Source organism: Nocardioides sp. CPCC 206348 (genome assembly GCF_048654705.1).
Lineage (GTDB): Bacteria > Actinomycetota > Actinomycetes > Propionibacteriales > Nocardioidaceae > Nocardioides.
Window position 1 is genome coordinate 1 of record NZ_JBMCZA010000019.1, and the last position, 4878, is coordinate 4878.

The 4878-nt window shown below is 70.1% G+C and carries 5 protein-coding genes; 3 read left to right on the plus strand and 2 right to left on the minus strand.

Annotated features, from left to right (window positions below):
• Positions 1 to 270: 270 nt before the first annotated feature.
• Genes ACOADB_RS00735 through ACOADB_RS00745 form a run of 3 tightly spaced genes read left to right on the plus strand, consistent with a single transcriptional unit; the run spans position 271 to position 3583 of the window.
• Positions 271 to 1479 (plus strand): iron-containing alcohol dehydrogenase, encoded by a 1209-nt coding sequence (locus ACOADB_RS00735; protein ID WP_378596009.1) that lies wholly within the window; start codon positions 271 to 273, stop codon positions 1477 to 1479.
• Complete coding sequence (locus ACOADB_RS00740) at positions 1476 to 2906, plus strand: MadS family sensor histidine kinase (RefSeq protein ID WP_378596010.1); 1431 nt, start codon at positions 1476 to 1478, stop codon at positions 2904 to 2906. The genes ACOADB_RS00735 and ACOADB_RS00740 overlap by 4 nt, the downstream gene beginning before the upstream one ends.
• Positions 2894 to 3583, plus strand: coding sequence for a MadR family response regulator transcription factor (locus ACOADB_RS00745; RefSeq protein WP_378596011.1), 690 nt, complete (start codon positions 2894 to 2896; stop codon positions 3581 to 3583). Before ACOADB_RS00740 ends, ACOADB_RS00745 begins: the two co-directional genes overlap by 13 nt.
• A gap of 50 nt (positions 3584 to 3633) precedes the next feature.
• On the opposite strand, the gene ACOADB_RS00750 is transcribed toward ACOADB_RS00745, so the two are convergent.
• Entirely contained in the window at positions 3634 to 4233 is a 600-nt protein-coding gene (locus tag ACOADB_RS00750) for an acetate uptake transporter (RefSeq protein ID WP_378596012.1), read from the minus strand.
• Positions 4233 to 4878 (minus strand): mycofactocin oligosaccharide methyltransferase MftM (gene mftM / locus ACOADB_RS00755; protein ID WP_378596013.1); only part of this gene is annotated, 646 nt, incomplete at its 5' end. The genes mftM and ACOADB_RS00750, both read right to left, overlap by 1 nt.

Genomic DNA, 4878 nt, shown 5'->3' on the forward strand with positions numbered 1-4878 from the left:
CCGCCACCGCCGACCTGTACGGCGTCACCCCGGACGACCTCGCTGACGGCCAGCTGCTGCGCGACCTCCTGGAACCGGAGGAGATCGCCGAGGTCGTGGCGTTGTGCTGCTCCGATGCCGGGCGGGCGCTGAACGGGGCACTCGTGACCGCGGACGGGGGCTTCGGCGGCTAGGCGGCCCACCCTTCCTGTCCGAACGGACAGGGCGAGCGAACCTTGTTGCAACGTCTGCGGAGCAGTGTGGTGACCGTCACATGATGAAGGGACGCCCATGGTTCTCATCGCAGCACCGGTCGCCGGCCGACGGTCGACCTGCACGGACCAGGATCCGACGGGGCTGGTCAAGTTCCACGCACCCGAAGTCGTGTTCGGTGCGGGTTCACTCAGTGAGGCCGGCTTCGCTGCTGCGCGGCTCGGAGCACGTCGACCGTTGGTCGTGACCGATCCGGGCATCATCGCGGCCGGCTGGGTCGACGAGCTGCTCGGGTACCTGCGCGACGCGGGCCTGCATCCCGTCGTCTGGTCGCAGGTGACACCGAATCCCCGCGACCACGAGGTCCGCGCGGCCTTCGCGCACTACCTGGAATGGGACTGCGACGTCATCATCGGCATCGGCGGTGGGTCCTGCGCCGATGCGGCGAAGGGTGTCGCGGTGTTGTCGGGCAATGGCGGCGACATCCTCGACTACCGCGGAGTCGACCGGATGACCCAGCCGATCCCGCCACTCCTGATCATCCCGAGCACGTCGGGGACCGGCGCCGACGTCAGTCAGTTCTGCATCGTCACCGACACCGCTCGCTCGGTGAAGGTCACCATCATGGGCCGAGCGCTGGTCCCTGACCTCTCGATCACCGACCCGCGGCTCCTGGTCACGATGCCGGACCTGTTGAACGCTGCGACGGGACTCGACGCGCTCACCCACGGGATCGAGTCGTTCGTGTCGCTGGCGCACAATCCGCTGGCCGACATGCATGCACTGAGCGCTGTCGGCCTGGTCTGCCGCCATCTCCGGGCAACGATCCTCACGCCCCGGGACCCCGAGCATCGCGCCAAGATGGCCCAGGCCAGCCTCCAGGCCGGGCTCGCCTTCTCGAACGCGATCCTCGGCGCGACCCATGCGATGAGCCATCAGGTCGGCGGTCTGCTCGATGCTCCGCACGGCGTGGTGAACGGCGTGCTGCTGCCCCACGTGATCCGCTACAACGCGCGCGCCGCCCCGGAGCGCTTCGTCTCGTTGGCGGCCGCGGCAGGTCTCGACGTGGACGGTGTCCCGGGAGTCGAGGCCGCAGAGCTGCTGGCCGACCACGTCCGACGCCTGGCCGATGACGTCGGTGTCCCGCGTGGGTTGCGCGAGCTGGGGGTCTCCGCAGCCGACATCCCGCGGCTGGCCGACACCACGCTCGACGACGCGTGCCTGGCGACCAACCCGCGCGCGACCTCGCTGCGCGATGTCGAGAAGCTGTTCCTCGAGGCGCTGTGAGCGTGCCCCGCGCCGAGGAGCCCGAGGCGGCGGTCGCGCCCAGCGACCTCGACCTCGCGACGCTCACCGGCGTCCGGTCGGGCAAGCGCTCCTACTATCGCGCCTATGTCCGGTCCGACGAGCGGATGCAGCAGGCAGTGCGCGCGATGGACTCGATCTCGCGGGGCCTGGTCCGCACGGTTGAAGGACCCCGTGGCCTGCTCGAACAGGTCGCGCGGGCTGCGGCCGAGCACCTTGTCGCGCCGTGGTTGATTCTCAGTCTCGCTGACGGTGAGCTCGTCGGGGCCCGGCCCCGCTTCCTCGTGCTCGACGGTGTGGCCGGCGTGGTGGTCGACGACGACGCTGCGCTGCCGTCGGAGGTACGACGGGAGCTGGGTGCCATTCGCGCGGGGCATCCGACGCGGACCCCTCGCGACGACCGCTGGGTCCGGGTGCCGATGACCCTGTCCGGTGACCGTATCGGCAGCCTGGTCGGACTGCACGGTCTCGAGGACGAGCCAGAGCCCAGCGACTTGTCGGTGCTGCGGATCCTGGCCAATGAGGCTGCCGTGGCGCTCCACACCTCCGAGCAGTACCAGGCCGGGCTCGCGCTGCATCGTCGCGCGCAGCGGCTCCACGACGAGACCGCGGCCCAGGCACGGGACCTCGCGGCGCGCACCAGCGAGCTCCAGCAGGCGGAGGAGAGGCTGCTCGCGGCCCACCAGCGCGAGCTGCTGGACCACGAGCGACACCGGATCGCCCGCGAGCTCCACGACAGCGTCACCCAGTACGTGCTCTCGGCCGGGATGGCGGTCGAGGTCGCCCGCGGGATGGCAGCTGACGAGGGGCACACTGCGATCGAGGACCGGTTGACCACCGCCAAGGACCTCAGCGCCCAGGCGGTCGACCAGCTGCGTCGCGCGATCTACGCCCTCCACCAGCGACAGTGCGACGGGGTGCGCACCCTGCCGGAGCTCCTGCAGGAGGTGGCCGAACACCATCGGCCACACCTGGGCGTCACGGTCCGGGTGGATGGTGAGGCCGACATCCTGCCGGCCGACGCGGACCACGAGATCGCCCGGGCGGTGGGGGAGGCGTTGTTCAACGTCGCGACCCATGCCGGGGCGAGCCGGGCCGCGGTGCGGTTGCGGTATCGACCCTTCGAGCTCTTCGTGAGCGTCGCTGACGACGGCACGGGGGACCCGGCGGTGCTGGCACGCCGACTGCGCATGGAGCGTGGACCCTCGGTCGACGGCCGCCATCGCGGGCTTGCCAACATCGAGTGCCGGATCAACGAGCTCGGCGGCACGATCGCGTTCCGCAGGGCCCGCATCGGCGGAGTCCGGGTGGAGATGCGGATTCCACTGCCGTTGGGCGTGCAACGCCGCGGCATCATCGCGGGCCTGGTGGGAGCCGGTCCCCGGAAGGAGGAACCATGGCAGCACTGACACCGGTCGCGGCAGCGGGAACGCTGGAGCATTCCCTTGCCACGGTCGACATCATGCTGGTCGACGACCACGCCATCGTGCGCCAGGGCTTGCGCTCGATCCTCGAGCGGGAGCGGGACCTGAGGGTGGTGGCAGAGGCATCCAGTGCGGCGGAGGCGTTGGCCGTCGTCGGACGTGCCTGCCCGGCGATCGTCCTGCTCGACCTCAAGCTCTCCACGTCCTCCGACACGGAGGGGCTCGACCTGTGCGAGCAACTGGTGGCGCAGTACCCCGAGCTGGCCATCCTGGTCCTCACGACCTTCCTGGAGGAGCAACTGGTCCTCCGGGCCGTCAGGGCCGGAGCGCGCGGCTACGTGGTCAAGGACGTCGACATGACCGGGCTCGTGCGGTCCATTCGCGACGTCGCGCGCGGCGAGAGCGCCTTCGATGCGCGTTCGGCCGCCGCCATGGTGCGCGGGCTCCGGGCACCGCCGGTGGGTGAGGAGAAGAAGCTCACCCCGCGCGAGTGCGAGGTCCTCGGTCTCCTGGCCCGTGGCCTCTCCAACCGCGACATCGGGGGACGGCTCTTCATCTCGGAGACGACGGCGAAGTTCCACGTCGGCAACATCCTGCGCAAGCTCGAGGTCTCCCGTCGCGCCGAAGCGGTGTACGAAGCCTCCAAGATGGGCGTCATCTGACACACGCGAACGTCCGCCCCTGCGCAACGCAGGGGCGGACGTCCGTCGACTCACGGAACGGGAAGGACAGTGCGCTCCCAGGTCGTGTTCACGATGATCGCGGCCGAGGCGTACAGCGCGAGCAGCGCATCGAGGATCAGGACGTAGCCGGCGAGGTGGCCGAGCGCTGCGTTCTCGGTGAAGGCGCCGAGAGCCGCCAGGTAGAACACCGCGGTCAGCAGTACGAAGATCGCGATCGTGGTCGCGTTGGTCCGCAACGCCGCGAGCAGCATGTACGTCGAGAAGAGCGCCCAGGCCAGCAAGAACATGCCCGTGATCGCCGGACCGTCTGCGGCCACCATCGGTGCATAGAACTGCACCAGCAGTGCGTAGCTGAGCCAGAAGCCGGCGTACGCCGTGAAGACGAGTCCGGGGAAGGTCTCACCTCGTCGGAAGTGGATCACTCCGGCGATCAGCTCGGTCGTGAAGCCGAGTGCCAGGGCGAGCGACAGCACGGCTGGCGTCGCCGCGGCGTCGATCAGGCCTGACATGACGCTGGCGAGCACCAGGGCGGAGATGCCGAAGCTGGCCAGCCCCAGCGGGAAGGGATCCCCCCATTCGACGGCGGGCAGGGGCGGTGCGGCGGTGGTCGTCGGTGCAATCTGGGTCATCAACTTCTCCTTGGTGGTGGGGCGGGACGGGAGTCAGGTCGCAGGTGTTCGGCGGTGTCGATGACCAGCCAGCCGCCGTGGTGGCTCAGGACCCGGTAGGGGAGCCCGGTTCGCCGACCCCAGCGGGCCAGGTCCTTGAGCGACACGGTGCGAACGTGGCCCCAGGTCTCGTCGGCCTCACCCTCGAGCGGCACTGCCACCAGGACCCGTCGCCGGGCGAGCCGCACGGCCTCGGCAATGACCCGGTCGCCGTGGTCGGGGTCGAGGTGCTCGAGGAGGTGGATCGCAAGCACGTTGTCGGCGAAGCCGTCGGCCTCCGGAAGGCGGCCTGCATCGGCCACCCGGGTCGACAGGTCGATCTCCAGGCGGGGGGCCATCGCAGTGAGGAGGTCGATGGTGCCTGTGGAGAGGTCCGTCGCCATCACCTCACGGCCCGTCCCGGCCAGGCGAAGGGCCAGGAACCCGAAGCAGGAGCCCAGCTCGAGGGCGCTTCCCGGGGCGAGCAGCTGCTCGGCCCGGGCGTAGACCGGCGCGTAGTCGGCGATCGTGCCGTGGACGGTGCCCGGTCCCGAGGTGTCGAGACTCGCCCCGATGCGATCGAGGGTGTTGCGATAGAAGCGTTCCCACGCCGCCAGTGGATCGGGG